This window comes from Variovorax paradoxus B4, assembly GCF_000463015.1.
Lineage (GTDB): Bacteria > Pseudomonadota > Gammaproteobacteria > Burkholderiales > Burkholderiaceae_C > Variovorax > Variovorax paradoxus_E.
Genome location: NC_022234.1, coordinates 976541 through 993496 on the forward strand (window position 1 = coordinate 976541; position 16956 = coordinate 993496).

Sequence of the window (16956 nt, forward strand, 5' to 3'; positions counted from 1 at the left end):
CAGAACTCCAAACATTCTCAAGCCTAGACTTCGCGATGTGTTCATCTCCCACCTCTGGTTGGGCTGCCTGTACCTTGTGGAACATTTGGGTTATTAACTCCCGCATTGGCCAGCTCCTGCAAAAAGCTGCCAACGCTGGCGCCGCCCACCCCGGGCACAACACTAGGCTGCAGCCAACTCTGCATCGTGTAACCTAGGTCTTGCCACATTGGCCGATACCATGCATTGAAATAGCCATTCAATCCGTTCTGCGTGACTGCGGCGACTGGATAACCAAGCGTTGTCCCCAGCGCAGCCCCAAAGATGCTTCCTCCGGAAGCGGAAGGCGCTTGATTCATATAGATTGTGTTCATCCCCGATCCGACGAGCGCGCCCCCTGTGTTAACGAACATCGAAGACATAAATCCTGCCCCATAAGTGAGCGCCCCGGTATAGAACGCCATCCCGACATCCCGTGGATTGACCTGACTAACACTTCCGCCATTTGCGTACAACTGGCCACCCACATTTGCCGTTGCCCCAATTGTCCCGCCTACGGCAAGTCCTTCCCAAGTCAACGAAACTCCAGCCGGCCCCAGCAGTGGGGCCACAATCAATGCGGCAGCGGTGATCGCTTGCTGTGTACATTGCTGGGGATTCGCTTTGCAATTGTTCAGCACATCGATCGATTGCCTGACCGTCTCTCGATAAGCGGGGTCGTTCGCCAGCCGCTGCCCTGCGTACTGTCCCAGATCATTGCCGGTTGCGGCGCCGATTGGCAGCTTTCCGTCATCCGCGAGATCGATCATCGCCTGCGTTCCATTGATCACCTCCTCTCGCAAGGTAATGCAGTTGCCAGTTTTCGCGCAGTTGGCCAACGCCACATTCTGTTGATTGCTGAGATCCTGATAGCTGTTACGTATGACCTGCTGTTCCTCGGTCGTGCAGTTTCGCGCTTGGCATCGTTTGATGTCTTCCGCGAGCGCCTCCCATTGAGTGCTCGTCAGATAGTTGTTCGTGACCTCGTTCAATGCCCCAGCGGCTCCTGATGTACCACCTAGCGCACCACCGATGGCCATGGTCAGCCCCGCCACCACTGAATCATGTACAGCACCAGTGAGCCCCAACGCGCTGACGGTCTGGTCAACGTAAGAGGCGACCTGCGTACTTGCAACCGCGCCAATGGCGCCCCCGGCACCCCCTGTCAGCCCTCCAATCACCATGTGCCCGGAAGCGCGACATGTGCCGCTGCTCCCCCAGCATGCCCGCTCCTCGTCGGTTGTGGCATTCCGCAATCGCTCGTTCGCATACTGACCCCATGCACTTGACGCCTGTGATCCGAATTGCGCTGTGATCAGGACTTGCCCTTGAACATCTCTCATGGCCCGCTCGCGATTGGTCCTTTGCAGCGCGTTGGTGCCGTCGACTCCGGTGCGAGCCGCCGTGTTGCCTGCAATGCCCGAGATCCCGCTTTGCGTGAGGCTCGACTGATTGACATCGTTGCTGCCGATGCCGGCGCTGCCAGAACTCGACCCCGAGGTGCTGGTGCTGAAGTTGACGCTGTACCCGCTGCCTTGGAAGGTGTCGTGGTTGACCAGATCGGTCATCGTCAAACTGCCTGTCGCGAAGCTGTTCCTACCCAAATTGACCGCCGCATCAGTGCTAGTGATCACACCACCGACAAGATTGGTGTTGCCCGCCACATGGACGCCGAAGCCGCCGTTACCCGCGAGGAACCCGCTTTGCTGCGTCGCGCTCGCAAAATTCCCGTCGCCGCGCATGTTGTTGGCATAAACGCTCACGCTGCTGTCGCCATAGCAATACCAAGCGCAGATGGTGGCATTGAAGCCGCCTCCGCTGTTCTGGCTGTGATAGGTGCTGGTGTCCTGGAGGGTCTCGATGTGCAGGTTGCCGCCCACATCCGCATTGATTCGGTTTCCCGAAACTGTGGTGCCCCGGACTCTGGTATCTCCGCCACTGGTGATATTCACTTGCTGGCCCGCATGGATGTTGGTGTTCGTCCATGCGCCATCGGTGCCGTTGTCACGGCCGCTCTGACGGCCGGCCGCCACCTCGATCGTGAGGCCATTGCTCTCCCCGAACGTGAAGCCAACGCCGATGCTGGCGTTGCTGCTGTGGCTGGTGGAACTCTGCTCCCTCGAATTGGCCGCCGCCTCGAGCGTGATGTTGTTGTCCGCCGCCAAGTTGACGTTCTTGCCGGCGCTGATCTCGCTTCCGCGCACGAGGACATTGGAGTCTCGGCCGCCGCCAGTGGCGGTGATGGTGACGTTGCCGCCAGCCTCCACGCGTGAGCCGGCCGACGTATTGCTGCTTTCCGTCCGCGTGGACTCGCTGGAACTGCTGCCTAGGGTGAGGGTGCCTCCCATGCTGACGGCACCATTGGCGTTCCCGCTGCCGGTGACCGCAGCTTGGGAGATGTCCTGGTACGCCGAGTAGCCGCTGAGCGCCATGCTGGCAGCGCCCAGCGCCTGCATGCGGTCGTCCTTGGTGTCATGCATCGCCTGGGTGGTGTCCTCCAGATTCCGCAGCATGTCGATCAGCGGCGCCTTGATCCCCAGTGTGATGCCACTCTGGGAGAAGCTCTGCGTGCTCTCGCTGCGGCTGCTCTCGCGCGCCTCGACGATCTGCACATCGCGCGCCTGAATGTCGACGTCGCCTCCCGGCGCTACCACATCGCTGCCAACCTGGCTGTAGCGGTTACCGGCGGTGATGGTGACATTGCCCGCTATTGCCCCGACGGTACTGCCCACGGCCGTGCTCGCCGCGCGGTTGCTGGTGCTTCGCGCGTCCTGCTGGCCCCAGGTCCAGCCCGAGTTCGCGTCAAACATGCCGCTCTTGGATTCCTCGCGGACATACTGGCTGTCCCGGGTCTGCGTCGCGGCTTCGATGGTGATGTTGTTGCCGGCCCAGAGCTCAGTGCCCTGGTCGCTCACCACGTTCGAGCCGCGGATGCGGATGTCATTGCCCGCATCCAGCACCATGGTCTTGCCACCCAGGCTGCTGCCGATGACGCCGGTCGACCCATAGGTGCCTTGCTCCATGCTGCGGTCGCTGCCCCAGAAGCCGCTCTCCTCGGTGCGGCGTCCCGCATTGAGGGCCGAAGTCGACTGGCCCGCATCGATGGTGATGTTACGTTTGGCGGCGACCTCCAGTGCGCCCTCCGCGCTGTTGATGGTGGCCGCCCGCACGTTGACATCCCGCTGGGCGTGCAGGTTGATGTCTCCGCTGGTCTCGATGCGGGTGCCGACTTCCCGCGTGCTGGCTTCGGCTCGGTAGTTGCCGGCGTCTCGAACCGTGGTGTCCTGCCTTGCAGTCGTGACGGTGCCCAGGTTGATGTCGCGGCCAGCGCCGATCTCGGTCGTGCCTTCCTTGCCGCTGTTGGCGACGAGGGCGCCGATCAGGTTGACGTCGCGGCCGGCCGACGCCACCAACACGCCCTTGGGGTCGCTCACATACAGGCCGGCCACCCGGTCGACGATGGTGGCGCCGCGCAGGCTCACGGCCCCGGGCGTGAGGTCCAGAGCCAGCCCGCTGCTGCTGGTCGTGCTGCGCACGTTGATGTCGCGCCCGGCCTCGATCTTGAGTTGGCTGGCCGCGTCGATCGTGCCGCCGATGTTGTTCAGGTCGGTCCGGGCCTTGAGGTCGAGGCTGTCGCCGGAGATGCGGCCGTTCAGGTTCTGGATGTTCTCCGCCGTGATGCTGACGGTCTTGCGCCCGGCGACGGTACCGCTGTTGACCAGATCGCCATCGAGCTTGATGTTGACTTCCTTGCCGGCCAGCAAGGCGCCCGAGCCATCGATGTCGCCGTTCTTCACGCGCACGTAGACCTGCGGCACGAGGACGCGCTGGCTGCTGCCGTCGGGCAGCGTGACGGTCTGCTCCACCAGCCAGACGATGTCGCTGGTCAACTGCGCCATCTGGGCGTCGCTGAGCGCGATGCCCGGCCGCAGGCCGTACTGCCGCGCGAAGGTGAGTCCGGCATCCATCAAGGCGGTGTACTGGGGTTCGTCGCTGTCGTAGCCATCGAGGTAGCGGTAGCCGGTCAGCTGGGCCACCTGCTCGCGGATCAGGCGCTGCTCGTAGTAGCCATCACCCAGGCGCTTGAGCGTGTTGTTGGGGTCTTGCCCCAAGTTGTTCAGCAGGTAGTCGCTGCTGAGCCAGTTGTGCCGGTTCGCAAAGCGCGGATCGGTCTCGATCAGGTAATGACTCGAAGTTTCCGGATGCGTGCGGAACAGGCTGGCGGTGGGCACCGTGAGGCCCGGCAAAGTGGTGCGCACGACTTGCGTGGCTCCGGAGCTGGCCGCCAGGTTCACCTCGATGATTGGGTGAACAACGGGGCCGGCTGCGCCGCCCGAGGCCGTACCTGGTCCATTCACCGGCGTGCCAGTCCCGCCGGCCACGCCGGTGGGACCGCCGGCGTTGACGCCGCTCGCACCAGGTACGCCCTGGTTGGTGTGGCCGGGGGTCAGGGTGCCGGTGGACCCGCCGCTGCCGATCACCGAGACATTGCCCTCCTGCCGTGCCGCCGCCAGGGTCACGGTGGTGGGCACGCTGGTGTTGTAAGGCGAGATCTGCTCGCCGTCGCCCAGGCCCGCCTGGAACAGCTGCACCCCGGTGCGCGTCTGCGCGCCGGAGACCTCGACGTTCTTGTTCTCGATCTTCCCGCCGGTGACGGTGAGCGCTCCCCCGGCCAGGATCTGGCTCATGTCGTTGGTGCCGCTGCCCACGGCAATGTTCATCTTGCCGCCGGCGATGATCCGGCCGGGCGACGACGTCTGCAGCACAGGGGTGGTGGTCGACTCGGTATAGACCCAGGCGTAGTAGGAGCGCGCGTAGTTGTCGTAGACGTCTCGGATAAAGGCCTCGGTCGCGGCGTCGAGGCGCTGGTGGGCGTCAAGATAGGCCTGGGCCTGAATTGCGTCGGCAGGCATGTCGGTTGCGGGCGGCGTCACGCCGAAGGCCGCCCAGATCGGGTCGGTCCGGGCGTACCAGGCGCCCGGCTCGGTGTACGTCTCGGTCTGATCGATGTTGATTTGCCGCGTGCCCGTGAGATCGCGGCTGTTGCGCGGCGGGTTCGCGTAGTAGGTGCCGTAGCGGGACAGCGGATAGCTGGCCGAGGGCACCAGGATGCCCGAGAACTGGCCGGAGACGGGTCCTGCAGTGTGGCTGACGAAGCTGGGCCACAGATAGCCCATCAGGTGCTCGAAGTCGACCGAGGGCCCCTGGACCGTCACGAAGACCAGCTGGCTCGGGTCGTAGCGCGTCGAGCTGCCGGGCAGTGCATATTCAGTGTGCTGCTTGCCGTCGGAGGTGGTCTGGGTCGTCCAGGTCACGCCGCCGTTGGTGTTGTTCAGGACATTGGCCTTGATATCCATGTCCTGCACGGCCTCGATGGTCGCCGCGTGGTTGTTCAATACGCTGGCTGACTTGCTGGCCTTGCCGTCGATCAGTTCGCCGCCCACATAGAGATTGCCGGCGCTGAGGATCAGGGCACCGTCGCGGTTGTTGATGGTCCCGGCGCCGATGTCGAGGCGCTCGCGCGCGGCAATGGTGCCGGCCGATGCGACGCCGTTAACCGTTTCGGCGCTGTTGTTGAGCGTGCCGGCGCCGATCGCCACCCAGTCGCCATAAATTCGGCCAGTGCCCACATTGTTCAACGTGCCGGCATTGATGCGCGTGATGCCGCCGTCGATCACGCCGCGGTTGGTCAGCGTGCCAGTGGCGTTCAGCGTGGTGGTCTTGCCCTGGATGTCGCCGGTGGCCGTGTTGTTGATGTCCTTCGCCGAGAGCGTCAGGTCGTTGCCCGCGGCCAGCCGGCCGGCGTTGGTGATGTCGCCGGTCGTCGACACCGTCAGGTTGTGGTTGGCGACGGTCTCGCTGCCCGCCGCGAAGGTGATGTCCTGGGTGACCGCCAGGCTCATGTCGCCAAGCGACAGCAGCTTGCCGTCCCATGTGACCGAGCCCGCGTCGAGGACGACGTTCTTGCCGCCGACCAGGGTGCCGCCGGTGTTGACCACCGACAGGGTCTTGGCCGCGGCGGGGTCTCTGATCGTGAGTGTGTCGCCGGCGGACACCAGGCCCGCGCTGTTGTCGATCGTTCCGCTGCTCGTCAGGGTGGCGTTCTGGTCGGCACGGATGGCGCCCGAGGCATTGGCGATGGACTGGGCCGTGATGTCGACGTTCTGACCTTCGATGCCCTGCTCCATCCGCTGGGTGCCGGTGTTGACGACGCTGCCGGCGTGGAGCGTGGTGGTCGCCATCGAGCGGATCAGGCCACCGGTGTTGGTCAGCGTCCCGGCGTTGATGCCGAGGTTGCCGACCGCCAGCGTCTGGCCGCCGGTGTTGTCGTAGGCAGCGCCATGGGTGTCGAGCGTGACCGCGGACTGCCCGAGCACCTGGCCGCCGCCCGTGTTCGTGAAGGCCTGGGTGCTGGCGTCCAATGCGTTCTTCGCGCCGATGAAGCCGGCGGCGTTGTTCAGATCGCCCACGCTCGTCAGCGTCAGCGTGTCCGCGCTCGTGATGCCGCCCGGCGCGTCTTCGGGTTTGGAACGATAGCCCTCGGCGCTGGTGTTGGTCAGTGCCTGGCCATTCGTATCGATGGTCATGGCACCACCGGACTGGATCAGGCCGGCATCGTTGTTCAGCGCGCCTGAATTCACATTGACGGTGGTGATCGCTGCCAGCGTGCCCTTCGCGCTGTTGTCCAGTGCCTGGCCCCGCGTGTCGACCGATAGGCTGTTGCCGAAGACCTGGCCGCCGGCGTTGTTGAGGCCGCCGTTCAGCAATGTCGTCGTGGCGCCGGCTTGCAAGGTGCCGCCCTTGTTCGTCGTCGTGCCGATGGTCGTGACGCTCAGGTTGCCATTGACGGCGGCCACCGTCCCGCCGGTGTTGTCCAGCGTGCCGGCCACGAGTGTGGTGCGGCCGTTGGCCGCCAGCGTGCCGCCCACGTTGGTCGCGGCGCCGCCGATGGTGGCGGTCAGGTCGCCGACCGCGGTTGTGCTGCCGGCGTCGTTGTTGAGGCTGCCGGCCGCGATGGTGGTGTTTCCGCCCGCGCCGATCACGCCCTTGTGGCTGTTGTCGAGCAGGCCGTCCACGATCAGGGCAAGGTCGGAGGTCTCGGCGGCGCGAATGGTGCCGCCCTGGTTGGCCAGGCTGCCGGCCGCGACGGTCGTGTCGCCGTTGCTGGCCAGCGTGCCGCCGCTGTTGTCCAGCGCGCCAACCACGGTGATGCGCATGGCGTTGGTGCCGGTCTGCACGATTTGGCTGCCGGCGCGGTTGCCGAGCGAACCGGCATCGATGCTGATCTGTTGGGCGCTGATCGCGGCCTTGACGCCGTCTTGATTGAAGGCGCCCGACATGGCGACCGTCAGTGCGCCGTTGGCCGTGATCTGTCCATCGGTGCTGCTGTAGCTGCCGCCCGCAATGGCGAGCTTGCCGGTGCCGGCATGCTCGATCTTGCCGCCGGCGTTGGTGATGGTCGCACCACCAAGGCTCAGGTCCTGGCCGTTGCTCGCGATACGACCACCATCGTTGTTCAAGGTGCCCGCGACGGCGACGGTGGTGGCGCCGGTGCCGGTCTGCACGATCTCCCCGCCGTTGGTGTTGGCGAGGTTCGCGACATTCAGGTCCAGTTGGCCGGCATTGAGGATGCCCGCGTCGTTGACCAGCGTCTGGTCCGGCTGGGTGTTGGCCGTGATGCGCAAGGTGCCGGGGGTCACGACGGTGGCTCTACTACCCGTGAGCACGTTGCCTTGCGTGGCCGTGATGGCGATGTTGTCCGCGCTGGTCTGGCTCGCCGACAGATCGACGCTCGCGCCCTGCAGCGTCGCTTGGCCGGCTGCAAGCGTGGTGCCGTGGGCCGCCAGCGCGCCGGTGGCGGTGACCACCAGGTCACCCGCCGCGCCAAGGGTTCCGTCGCCCTGGATGCCCGCGCCGAGCACGCCGGTGCGGCTGCCTTGCAGGCTGCCGGCGCTGAGCGTCGTGTGACGCCCGGCCGTGATGCTGCCGTCGTTGCGCAACGTGCCGCCGACCGCGACGGAGGCATCGTTCGCGCCGCGCAGGCTGGCGCCCTCGGCGTTCAGCAGCAAACCCGCCTGCACGCCCAGGTCGGTGGCGGCGCCGACGGTGCCGCCGCTGCCGTTCTGCAACTGGTTGGCCACGGCCAGCTGCACACCGGCCTGCGCCGACTGGATGCTGCCCTGCGTGTTGTCCAGGCTGCCGGCGCCGAGCGTGACGCCCTGGTTGGCCACCAGCTTGCCGGCGGTGTTGTGGACCGCGCCTGCCACGTTGGCCGCCAGCGCCCCTGTGCTCGAGATCGTGCCGCGCGTGTTGTCGGCCTGGCCGCCCACGGTCAGGGTGGCATCGGTGGCGCTGGTGAGCGTGCCGCCGACGTTGATGAGGTCGCCGGTGGTGGCGATGTTCAGGCTGCCGGCGTTCAGCGTGCCGCCGGTGTTGTCGAAGCGCTCGACGTTGGCGCTGAAGCCGTTGCTGACGTTGAGCGTGCCGCCGTGGTTGTCGAAGCTCGGCTGGCTCACGGCCATGCTGGCGACGCTCAGGGTGCCGCCGTTGTTGTTGATGTGGGCGCTTTGCAGGCTGATGGGCTCGCCCGCGTAGATCTTGCCGCCATCGTTGCGGAGCGTGCCGGCCGCGGTGACGGTGCCGGGCGATGGCGGCACGTACGGTGCCGGCGCGATGGTGCCGCCGGAGCCGGTGTCCGTGCCTGCGGTCGGGGTGCCGGGGCTGGCCGTGCCGCCCGTTCCGGTTCCTGTGCCGCCCGTGCCGCCGCCAGTGCCGGTGCCCGGCGTGGGCGGCGCAGCCGCCACCGGCCCCAGCCCGATGACGCCGCCGCTGGTGTTGCTCAAGGCCGGCGCGCTCAACCCGAGGCCGGCGCTGCTGGTCTGGCGCAGGGTGCCGCCGCGGTTGTCGATGTCGCCCGCGGTGCTGGCGAGCTCCAGCCGCGCGCCTTCGAGCGTGCCGCCCGCGCCGTTGAGTGCATTGGCCAGGTCGCCCTGGGTCGTGAGCTTGAGGTTGCCGCCACTGCTGATGCGGCCGCTGTTGGCGAGCGCCGAAGCCGCGAGGTTCGCATCGGCGGTGGCCTGGAGCGTGCCGATGTTCTCCAGGCGCCCGGCGCTGGTGACCACCAGTTGGCCCGCGCCCATCAGCGCGGTGGCGCCCGGCGCGGCCTGGATGGTGCCGGCGTTGCGCACACCCAGGCCGGCCTCGGTGCCGATGAGGGTGATCTTGCCGGCGTACATGCCGCCGAGCGCGGCCACGTCCAGGGCAAAGGTGGGCGCCGTGCCGGTGCCCGTGGTGGGCGTGACCTGGCTGTGGTCGGCGCTGACCGTGTTGGCGCCGGTCACCACCTTCAGTTCGCTGGCCCAGATGCCGGCGTTGGCCTGCACGGCGCGCGCGAGGATGGCGGCGTAGTCGGTCTTGCTGGCGTCCAGGCCCGCGCCGTCGATGGTGATGGTGCCGCCGCGCACGAGGAAGCTGTCCAGGCCGCCCACGGCATTGAATTGCGGCGTGCCGGTGGTCAGCGTGGCCCGGCTCGCATTGATGAAGCCGCCGCCGTCAACGCTGATGCCGGCGGGGTTGGCAATGATCACTTCGGCCCGCGTGCCGCCCACCTCGATGTAGCCGCGCAGCTGGCTCGGGCTGCCGCCGTTGACTTCGTTGAGGATGATGCGCGCGGGGCCGGTGGCAAGAAACGGATTGCCCTGGACGATCCCACCGAGCTGGGTCTGTACGTTCGTGCGGCTGTTGTTGAGGATGGTGCCGTTGGGCGCCACGTTGAACTGGTTGAAGACGTTGCGCGAGACGCCGGCCGCGCTGGGCGTCTGGATGTTGACGAGCGGCACGCCGTTGGGCGCCACCAGCACGGTGGGGCGCAGGTTGGCCGGAACATTGGGCGCGCCGGCGATCTGGGCTTGCACCGGTGGCGCCCACAGCATGCCCGCGAGCGCCGCACCCACGAGCATCGGCGCAAAGGCGGCCGCGCTGGCGCCGGCCGCGCTTGCCACGGTGGTTGCCTTGGACGAGCCCTTGCCTGTGCTTTTCGCCGTCTCCTGGACCACCATGCGCAGGCCGCGCCTGGCGTTGAAGACGATGCGATGCAAATGGCGATTCATGTTCTGGTGCTCCCTCTGGATTGGCTGCCGGGCATCGTTATTTCTGTGACAGGATGCTTCGGCGGGCCGATTATGGGAGGGCAGCGTCCTCGTTCGCGCGGTACTTATTCACGAATCGGACATACTTGAAAACTGACGTCCGGGGATGTAAGGCGCAGGCATTACACCGGGAGCATTTATGTTGGACCAGCACAACGATCGGTCGCGATACATGGCGCCGCAGAAAGGGGCGGTGTGCGAATTTCGGGGGTACTTCGCCGAGTAGGCCTTGCACCATGAATTCAGTCCGTTGCCGCCGTTCGGGCCTTCGGTTCGCCGCCGCTGCAATCCTCTTGAGACGAGTCGATCTAGGCAACTCAGACGGCGTCAGTCAGTGATCATTCCGTCATGTTGTGCGTCGGCTAGGAGACCGTCGGACTTGAGCTCGAACGAATCTGAATGATGGCAGCGACGGAGTTTTTTGGATGGCGTCGGGCTGAATGAGCACCCCTGATGGTTGCCGAGGCACTGTGAGGGCGCATGGGGTCGCGCGGCGACTCGATTTTTGCGTGATCGGGGCGCACTTTTTTTCCTTCAAGTGGCTCGCAGCACGTGCATGCGCTTGATGTTCCATGCCATGGTCACGAGGTTCCACTCGCCTTGCGCCTTGGCCAGCCCGCGCATACTCATCTGACGCCAGCCCATCACCCGCTTGATGATGCCGAACACCGGCTCGACCGTCTGCTTGCGAAGTTTGTACAGTGCCTTGCCGACTTGCGTGGACAGCCGGTGAACCATATTCACGACCGCATCTGTCGTCTGCGGCGCATCGGGGTCGGATGCAAATCGCTCCATCAGGGGTTCGTGATGCGACTGTCGCTTGATCGCCAGCAGCGGCTCGATCCCCGCCTGCGTGCACGCGACCACGTTGGCTTGGCTGAAGAAGCCTTTGTCGGCGATGAGCGTGTGCACCGTGCCTAACGCCTCGGGCAGCGTATCGATTTGCTTGAGCGTGGGCACCACTTCGCGCTTGTCGTTACACGCCTGCGTGACGTGCGCGGTGATCACCATCATCGTGTCGGTGTCCACGCCGGCCTGCGCGTTGTAGCTCTGCTCGAAGCCCCCGCCGGACACCGGCATGATGCGCGACTGCTCATCTGTGAGGTTGACCTGGTCGCCGTCCTTGGGGCCGGCCTGGGGCGGCTCGGGGTCCTTGCCGCGTGGCTTCTTGCCTGCATCACGTTGAGCCTTGCGCTTGGCCTGCTTGCCCTCGAATTCCTGTTGCTCGCCCTGGTAGCGTTCGCCCGCACGCTGCTCGATCTTGGCCTTGGCCTGCGTGATGGCGCTCAGGCGGTCTTCACGCCTGGCAATCTCCGCTGGTACGTCCATGCCATCGGGTAGCGCTGTACGGTCGCTGGTCTCCGCCAGCGCCAGCAGGGCCTGCACTTCCCGGCGCAACTGCGCTTCGATCTTGTTGGCGTGCGCCCAGGACAGCGCCTTGTGCTTGCTGGCGCTGGCGCCGATCTTGGTGCCGTCCAGCGCGATGTGGCCGAGCTTGAGCAGCTTCATCTCGCGTGCGAGCACCAGCACCTGCACGAACAGCGCCTCGACCTCCTTCAGGAAGCGGCGGCGGAATGTCGCCAGCGTGTCGTGATCGGGGTGGGTATTGGCCGCCACGTAGCGAAACGCCACCGAGTCGTAAGTCGCGCGCTCGATCTTGCGGCTGGAGTGAATGCCGTTGGCGTAGCCGTAGATCAGCAAGCCCAGCAGCACCGCCGGATGGTGAGCGGCCGAGCCTCGCCCCGCATATTGGCGGGTCAGATCACTCAGATCGAGCTGCTCGATGACTTCGACCACGAAGCGCGCCAAGTGATCATCAGGCAACCATTCGTCCACCGACGGCGGCAACAGGTACGCAGTGTCTCGGTCTACAGGTACGAAGCGGCTCATCAGGGCGGACTCTCAGTTGTGCAGCAGCAATTGTCTCGGATAGCGCCTTCAGCCGGAAGACTGCTAAGCCCGACGGGCTCCTAGGTAGGCCGACAACGTCTTGCGCGCCTTGTAGTGCGGCTCGGCCACCACTGACATGCCCCTCGGCCCTTTGATGCTCGCCAACATAGACAGACTCACTAGGCCAAGTTCGGGAAATCCGGTGCCAACGTCAATAAGCCCATAGGCCAGGTCTCCGTCTACGTCCAATTCACTCAAGACCCACGATAGGCCACCATCCGGGGTGTAAAGCTTGAGAACGGGATAGGGATCGGTGTGCTCGCCTCGGGTGCGGGCCGCGCCGTTGGAGAGCATCTGAGTGCGTTGCTCTTCGGTCAGCAAGAACATGGAATCTCCAAGAATCAGGTACCCGCTCTCTAGCGATGCATCAACCGATTGGCGTTTGCGGTTCGCTCTGGCTGGCACAACTGTGTAGACCATTCTGGACAGTAGAACGGTGGCTCTGCGTAGGGTGCGGGTTGCCTCTTACATACCTCAAGTTCCAAAGAACGGCGAGGCCCGACATCTCTCCTTCGCAGCATCTCCGTGGCGAACGTGCGCGGCACATGCGGGCCCAAATAGCCAGCTTCGAATTGGCGATACATGCTTCGAAGCTTCGGCCGGTCGAATGGGCATCAGCATTCCAGGAGATGCGAGGCCTGTCCATGGCCGATCAGGCGAGTACGCGTGGCCTCTGACGCGACACGGCTCTGTTCACGGGCAGGAGACCAACCGACGATAACCACAGGCACGTAAACACCCTATGACTGTCGGTTGGCTAGACGCCTCAAGTCGCGAGAACACCCAGTTATCGGTCGTTGGTTCAGTCTCATGTCTTAACTCCTGATAACGTAGGTCACGAGAACACCCCATTACCGTTCGTCGGTCAGCCCACAGGTAGCTGAAATCCCCGGTTATCGGGAGCTGCCCCGTCGCCGGCTTGGTTTATGAAGTATCGCCCCTGCGGCACCGGCCAGCACGCATGAAGTGCTCCGCACTCAACCTTTGATCGTGACGTGCGTGTGGAAGCGGTCAGAAGGCCCGCGCAGAATCTGGAATTCGAAAGGCCGACCCGCCTCGTCATAGCCGATGCGCATGACATCGACCAGCGCGGAGCCGATGCCCACGTCGAGCAGCTTGGACAGCGTCACGTCGGCCAGCGTAGCGCGCGTGACCATCTCGATGCGCTCGTAGCGGATGCCCTTGCCCTGCAGCAGTTCGGTCAGCGCCGCACGGCCGAAGTCGGCTCTGGTGAAAAGCCGCCCCACGTCCTCAGTCAGGTAGACCACGCTGTGCAGGATCGGCGTGCGTCCCGTCGCGCGCACGCGCACCACCTTCAGCACCATCGTGCCTTCGTCGAGCTGCAGCGCCGTTGCCACGTCGAGCGGCGCGGGCACGAAGCCGAACTCCTTCACGCTGGGCGTGCTGCGCGAGCGGCGCTCGGCCATGGCCGAGAGGAACGCGTTCATGGGCATCGGCAGCGGTGCCGACCGGAACGGCACCGACAGGTAGGTGCCCCGGCCGCGCTGCCGCTTCAGCAGGCCGCGCGCTTCAAGCGACTGCAAGGCCCGCCGCACCGTCACGCGCGACACGCCGTACTGCGCACCCAGGTCTTCTTCGGTGGGCAACTGGTCGCCGTCGCGCAGCCGGCCGCTGGCCACCATGTCTTCGATCATGGTGGATATCTGGTGGTGCAGTGCGACGCCGGGTTGCCTGTTGAGGTCCATGCGGAAATCTTAACTGCTAGCAGCCCTGCACCTTGCTAAATGTATTGATGTAAATACAATAAGACCAAGCAGCCACTCCGGGCCGCTGCAATCACCACGAGACCACCGGACAACACATGGCAGGCCGCACGCTCTTCGACAAGATATGGGACACCCATGTAGTGGTGGACCTGGGCGACGGCTTCTCTCTGCTTCACGTGGACCGCCACCTGGTGAGCGACCCTGGCAGCAAGGCGCTGGCCGCGCTGCGCCAGCGCGGCCACGCGGTGCGCAACCCCGAACTCACCTTCGCGACGCCCGACCACACCGTGTCCACCGCCCCAGGCCGAACCGGCCACACGGCCAACGCGCTGCGATACCTCAAGGACCTGCGCCACGAGACCCAGACCCAGGGCATCCGGCTGTTCGACCTCGGGCAGGCCGGCCAAGGCATCGTGCACGTGGTCGGGCCCGAACTTGGACTGACCCTGCCGGGCGCCTCCATCGTCTGCAGCGACAGCCACACCTGCACGCACGGTGCCCTCGGCGCACTGGCGTTCGGCATCGGCGCCACCGAGTTCCAGCACGTCGCGGCCACGCAGACCATCGTGCTGCAGCGCCCGCGCCAGATGCGCATCTGGTTCGACGGCGCGCTGCCGAGCGGCGTGAGCGCGAAGGACCTGATCCTGCACACCATCGGCCGCCTGGGCGCCACCGGGGCCGCGGGCTGCGCGGTCGAGTACGCCGGCCCGGCGATCGACGCGCTCGACATGGAAGCGCGCATGACGGTGTGCAACCTGTCGGTGGAAATGGGCGGGCGGTTCGGCATCATCGCGCCGGACGCACGCACCTTCGACTACCTTCGCGGTCGCCCCTACGCCCCGGCGGAAGCGCTGTGGGAACGCGCGGTAACGCAATGGCGCGAGTTGCGCGGAGACGACGACGCGGCATACGACCGAGAAGTACGCATCGATGCGTCGGGTATCGACCCGCAGGTCACATGGGGCGTGAGCCCGCAGGATGTGCTCGGTGTCGGCGGCGTGGTGCCCGTGCCCGCAGGCCCGGCGCAGCAGGCCGCGCTCGACTACATGGGCCTGCGTGCCGGCGACCCGATCGCGGGCACGCCTGTCGACTGGGTCTTTATCGGCTCGTGTACCAACGCACGGATCTCGGACCTGCGGCTGGCCGCAGATATTGTGCGGGGCCGACGCGTGGCCGGGGGCGTGAGGGCCTGGGTCGTGCCCGGCTCCGAACTCGTGAAGCGCGCGGCCGAGGACGAAGGGCTCGATCAGGTCTTTTGCGATGCAGGCTTCGAATGGCGCGAGTCGGGCTGCTCGCTGTGCGTGGCCGGCAACGGCGAGGCCGTGCCGCCGGGGCAGCGCGCCGTGTCAACCTCGAACCGCAACTTCGTCGGCCGCCAGGGCCCGGGCGCGCGCACCCACCTGGCGAGCCCGCAGATGGCGGCGGCTGCCGCAGTCGCAGGCTGCATCGTCGACCACCGCACCTTGGAGGCACGCGCATGACACCGTTCACGGTGCTGCAGGCCGTGGCCGCGCCGCTGCTGCTCGACAACATCGACACCGACACGATCATCCGCGTCGAGCCGCTTTTCAGCGGCGTGCCCCGCGAGCAGTTGGGGCCGCACGCGCTCGCTGCCTTGCGCTTTCGTGCCGACGGCAGCGAGGACCCCGATTTTGTTCTGAACCGCACGCCCTACCGAAGCGCGCACATCTTGCTGGCGGGCGACAACTTCGGCTGCGGCAGCTCGCGCGAAGGCGCTGTGTGGGCGCTCATGGCGCTGGGCATACGGTGCGTCGTGGCGCCGAGCTTCGGCGACATCTTCTACGGCAACTGCTTCCAGAACGGCCTGTTGCCAGTGCAGCTGGCGCGCGCGCAAGTAGAGGCACTGGCGCATGCGGTGTCTCGAACGCCTTCCTCGCCCGTCACAGTCGATCTTCCTGCCTGCACGGTGCATGCGCCCGGCATGGCCGCGCTGCATTTCGCCCTGCCCGCGCGGCGCCGCGAGGGCCTGCTGCGCGGCCTGGACGACCTCGAGCTGACGCTGGCGCGCAGCGCCGAGATCGACGCATTCCAGGCGCGCGATGCCCAGGCACGACCATGGATCTATCTGAAGACAAAGGAGACGCCGTGACCCTTCACCCCCTTGCGCCATCGCGCCGCGATGTGCTTCGCACCGCCACGGCCTTCGCCGCCTCGGCGCTGCTGTCGCGCCACGCGCTGGCGGCCGACTTTCCTTCGCGCCCGGTGCGCATGGTCATCCCGCTGCCGCCGGGCGGCGCCACCGACGTCATCGGCCGCTTCATGGCCCAGAAGCTCGGCGAGCTCTGGAACCAGAGCGTGATCGTCGACAACAAGCCGGGCGCCGGCACCATCGTCGGCACGCAGGCCATCGCCCGCGCGCCAGCCGACGGCTACACCTTCGGCATCGTCATCAGCGCATTCACCATCAACCCGTCGCTGCGCACCGACTTGCCCTACGACGCCGTCAAGGACTTCACGCCGCTGAGCCTGCTGGGCTTTCCGGTGATCGCGCTGGTGGCGATCCCGTCGTTTCCGGCTGACGATGTGAAGGGGCTCATCGAGAAGGCGCGCGCCAAGGCCGGCGCCGTCAGCTACGCCTCGTTGGGCATCGGCACCGCCACGCACCTGGCGGGCGAACTCATGAACGTGCGCGCGAAAACCGGCATGGTGCACATCCCCTACAACGGCAGTGCGCCGGCCTACAACGACCTGCTGAGCGGACGCGTGCCGGTCGGCTTCGTGCTGCTCGACTCGGCGCTGCCGCACGTGAAGGCCGGCAAGCTGAAGGTGCTGGGCATCACCAACGCGAAACGCAGCCGCATCTACCCCGACTACCCCACCATCGGCGAAACCATCGCGGGCTATTCGCTGGAGAGCCTGTTCGGCTTCGTCGCGCCGGCCGGCTTGCCAGCGCCGGTGGCGGCCAGGCTGTCGGGCGACCTCGTCAAGGTGATGCAGATGCCCGACGTGCGCCATCGGCTGGCCGAACTGAGCGTGGAGCCGGTCGGCTCCACCGCGGCGGACTTCGCCGCGACGATCCGCAGCGAGATCACCAAGTGGGCGCCGGTGGTGAAGGCGGCGGGCGTCAAGGCCGAATAGCAGCACGGGCGACA

At 66.1% G+C, this 16956-nt stretch carries 7 protein-coding genes; 3 read left to right on the forward strand and 4 right to left on the reverse strand.

The features are described 5' to 3' along the window. Positions 1–41 precede the first annotated feature (41 nt). The 4 genes from VAPA_RS31690 to VAPA_RS31705 all read right to left on the reverse strand — a co-directional run bounded on the left by VAPA_RS31690 (position 42) and on the right by VAPA_RS31705 (position 13822). Entirely contained in the window at positions 42–10127 is a 10086-nt protein-coding gene (locus tag VAPA_RS31690) for a two-partner secretion domain-containing protein (RefSeq protein ID WP_080666944.1), read from the reverse strand. Positions 10128–10700: 573 nt separating this feature from the next. Further along, positions 10701–12056, reverse strand: a complete 1356-nt coding sequence (locus VAPA_RS31695) for an IS1182 family transposase (protein ID WP_021004339.1) — start codon at positions 12054–12056, stop codon at positions 10701–10703. A gap of 63 nt (positions 12057–12119) precedes the next feature. Continuing rightward, the gene (locus VAPA_RS31700) at positions 12120–12443 is read right to left on the reverse strand and encodes a DUF2958 domain-containing protein (RefSeq protein ID WP_021004340.1); all 324 of its coding nucleotides are present in this window, start codon (positions 12441–12443) and stop codon (positions 12120–12122) included. Between the two features lie 650 nt (positions 12444–13093). Further along, a complete protein-coding gene (locus VAPA_RS31705; RefSeq protein WP_021004342.1) occupies positions 13094–13822 on the reverse strand; it encodes a GntR family transcriptional regulator in 729 nt (242 codons plus the stop codon). A 116-nt stretch (positions 13823–13938) separates the two neighbouring features. Between VAPA_RS31705 and leuC the strand changes: the two genes are divergently transcribed. The 3 genes from leuC to VAPA_RS31720 are packed head-to-tail and all read left to right on the forward strand — an operon-like array spanning position 13939 to position 16942. Further along, entirely contained in the window at positions 13939–15324 is a 1386-nt protein-coding gene (leuC, locus tag VAPA_RS31710) for a 3-isopropylmalate dehydratase large subunit (protein ID WP_021004343.1), read from the forward strand. Continuing rightward, positions 15321–15953 carry a 3-isopropylmalate dehydratase small subunit gene (gene leuD, locus VAPA_RS31715; RefSeq protein ID WP_021004344.1) on the forward strand — a complete coding sequence of 211 codons (633 nt, stop codon included), beginning with the start codon at positions 15321–15323 and terminating at the stop codon, positions 15951–15953. The genes leuC and leuD overlap by 4 nt, the downstream gene beginning before the upstream one ends. Next, positions 15950–16942, forward strand: coding sequence for a Bug family tripartite tricarboxylate transporter substrate binding protein (locus tag VAPA_RS31720; protein ID WP_021004345.1), 993 nt, complete (start codon positions 15950–15952; stop codon positions 16940–16942). The genes leuD and VAPA_RS31720 overlap by 4 nt, the downstream gene beginning before the upstream one ends. Positions 16943–16956: the final 14 nt, after the last annotated feature.